The 2759-nt window shown below is 70.4% G+C and carries 3 protein-coding genes; all 3 read right to left on the bottom strand.

All coding sequences use genetic code 11. The annotated features are described in order from the left end of the window. Positions 1–624, bottom strand: a 624-nt coding sequence (locus VN520_RS29245) for an AAA family ATPase (RefSeq protein ID WP_325749959.1), incomplete at its 3' end; no start/stop codon positions are given. 44 nt (positions 625–668) lie between these two features. Further along, positions 669–1304, bottom strand: a complete 636-nt coding sequence (locus VN520_RS29240; RefSeq protein ID WP_325749958.1) for a vitamin K epoxide reductase family protein — start codon at positions 1302–1304, stop codon at positions 669–671. 405 nt (positions 1305–1709) lie between these two features. Next, the coding region (gene hisS / locus VN520_RS29235; protein WP_325749957.1) for a histidine--tRNA ligase at positions 1710–2759 on the bottom strand (1050 nt) is incomplete at its 5' end.

The following is a 2759-nucleotide window of genomic DNA, read 5'->3' as shown; positions in this document are numbered from 1 at the left end:
CTCGGCGTCCTCGGGCAGGGTGACGGCGCCGCCCAGCCCCCGCTCGTCGGTCAGCGCCCGGCGCAGGAGCGCGCGCAGATCCTCGTCGGTGAGGGACTCCAGGGTGAGGAGCAGGGAGCGCGACAGCAGCGGGGAGATGATCGAGAAGTACGGATTCTCCGTGGTGGCCGCGATCAGCGTGACCCAGCGGTTCTCCACGGCCGGGAGCAGGGAGTCCTGCTGGGCCTTGGAGAAGCGGTGGATCTCGTCGAGGAAGAGGACGGTCTCCTTGCCGAAGCCGCCGGTGGCGCGGCGCGCGCCCTCGATGACGGCCCGGACCTCCTTGACGCCCGCGGTGATCGCGGAGAGCTCGACGAAGCGCTTGTCGGTGGCCTTGCTGACCACGTACGCGAGGGTCGTCTTCCCCGTGCCGGGCGGGCCCCACAGGATCACCGACGAGGGGCCCGCGGGCCCTCCGCCGCCCTCGCCGACGAGGCGGCGCAGCGGCGACCCCGGCTTGAGCAGGTGCTGCTGGCCGACGACCTCGTCCAGCGTGCGAGGACGCATCCGGACAGCGAGGGGGCTGCTGGACGGGTCCTTCTCCTGGCGGTCTTCGGCTGCTGCGGTAAAGAGGTCGGGCTCCACCTGAGGAAGCCTATGTCACCCCACTGACAGGACCTCCCGGCGCGTCAGCTGGTCCAGAAGTCCCACCAGCGGGTCAGGATCAGCATGCCGATGATCCCGATCCAGAGCACCGGCGGCACCCAGTGGAATTCGGTGAGGGTGTTCCGCAGCCAGGCGGGGGCGGGCAGGATGCCGTGCTTGATGTTGTGCGTGGTGACGTAGCAGAACATGAAGATCGTCGCGACCCAGGCCAGGCAGCACCACAGGCAGAGCGAGTTGATGTTGTACAGCGACTGGTACTGCAGCCAGGTGCAGAAGCCGACGCCGAACAGCGTGCCCGCGTTGAGGCCCAGCCAGTACCAGGTGCGGAAGCGGGCGCCGGCGAGGAGCGCCATGCCGATGCCGATGACCACCGAGTAGGTGGCGATGCCGAGCATCGGGTTGGGGAAGCCGAAGGCGGACGCCTGCTCGCTCTTCATGATGTTGCCGCAGGCGACCACCGGGTTCAGGCTGCAGCCCGGGGTGAAGCTCGGGTCCTCGAGCAGCTTGAACTTGTCGATCGTGATGACCCAGGCGGCGAGCAGCCCGGCAGCGCCGGTGATCACCAGCAGCAGCGCGAGCGCGCGGCTTCCGCCGTAGGTCTTCGCGCCGTTGTCCTCGTCCTGCCGGGAGGAGGAGTGGTCTACCGCTGCCATCGTCATATCGCCGTTCCATCACTGAGTAGCCGGCCGGGCATCGTCATTGTGCCGCACCACCCGTGCGGCCACCCGTTCGATCGGCATAAAGGTGTGCGCCGGGAAAGCCGGAACCGGTGGCCCCGAGAAACCCGTGCCGCTGACGGGACCCGCATTCCGCAGGGTCACCGCAGCCGTGACGGGGCGGCGGCCCCTGTCCGCAGCACCGGCCCGGCGGCGCCGGACGCCACTGAGCGGTCCGCATCGGAAACGTCCGGCACGGTGAATCCGGCCTCGCGGAGTTGACGGGACGGAAGCGTGCGCGCTTCCGGAACCCGCCGGCAGGCAGGCCGGTGGGGCTGAGGGTGCTCCGACGGACTGTGCCCGCCCGGGGAGGCCGGGCGGGCACAGCGGTGGGCAACAGCTCCTGGCTCAGGCCAGCCTGGCCCGCACCGTGTTCACGAGCGCGTCGAGCGCGACCGGTTCCTGCTCGCCGGACTCCATGTCCTTGAGCTGCACCGCCCCCTCGGCGAGGTCACGCTCGCCGGCCACGATCGTGTAGCGGGCGCCGGAGCGGTTCGCGTTCTTCATCGCGCCCTTCAGGCCACGGCCGCCGTAGGCGAAGTCCGTGGCGATCCCGGCCTTTCGCAGCTCCGTGACCAGCCCGAAGAGCACTCGGCGCGCCTCGTCGCCGAGCGGTACGGCGTACACGCTGGTGGTGGCGGGGATGCCGAGCTCGACGCCCTCGGCCTCCAGGGCGAGCACCGTGCGGTCCACGCCGAGGGCCCAGCCGACGGACGGCAGAGCGGGGCCGCCGATCATCTCGGACAGGCCGTCGTACCGGCCGCCGCCGCCCACCGCGGACTGGGAGCCCAGTCCGTCGTGGACGAACTCGAAGGTGGTGCGGGTGTAGTAGTCGAGGCCCCGGACCAGCTTCTCGTCGTCCTCGTACACCACGCCGGCAGCCGTCAGCAGGTCGCGGACCTCCTCGTGGTACGCCTTGCAGGCGTCGCAGAGGAAGTCGCGCAGCATCGGGGCGCCGGTCAGCTGCTTCTGGACGTCGGACCGCTTGTCGTCGAGGACGCGCAGCGGATTGATCTCGATGCGGCGGCGGGTCTCCTCGTCGAGATCGAGGTCGCGCAGGAAGCTCTGGAGCGCCTCCCGGTAGACGGGGCGGCACTCCTTGTCGCCCAGCGAGTTCAGCAGGATGCGGAACCGGCTGAGTCCGAGCGAGCGGTACGCCTGGTCGGCGAGGATGATCAGCTCGGCGTCGAGCGCGGGGTCCTCGGTCCCGATGGCCTCGGCGCCCACCTGGGAGAAGTGGCGGTAGCGGCCCGCCTGCGGCTTCTCGTAGCGGTAGTACGAGCCGGAGTACCAGAGCTTGACGGGGAGATTGCCCGCCTTGTGCAGGTTGGCCTCCAGCGCCGCGCGCAGCACGGACGCGGTGCCCTCGGGGCGCAGCGCGAGCTTGTCGCCGCCCTT

This window comes from Streptomyces sp. (genome assembly GCF_035563135.1).
In the GTDB taxonomy this organism is placed as follows: domain Bacteria; phylum Actinomycetota; class Actinomycetes; order Streptomycetales; family Streptomycetaceae; genus Streptomyces.
The sequence above is the reverse complement of the archived record's forward strand: the minus strand, read 5'-3'. Positions and strand labels throughout refer to the sequence as shown.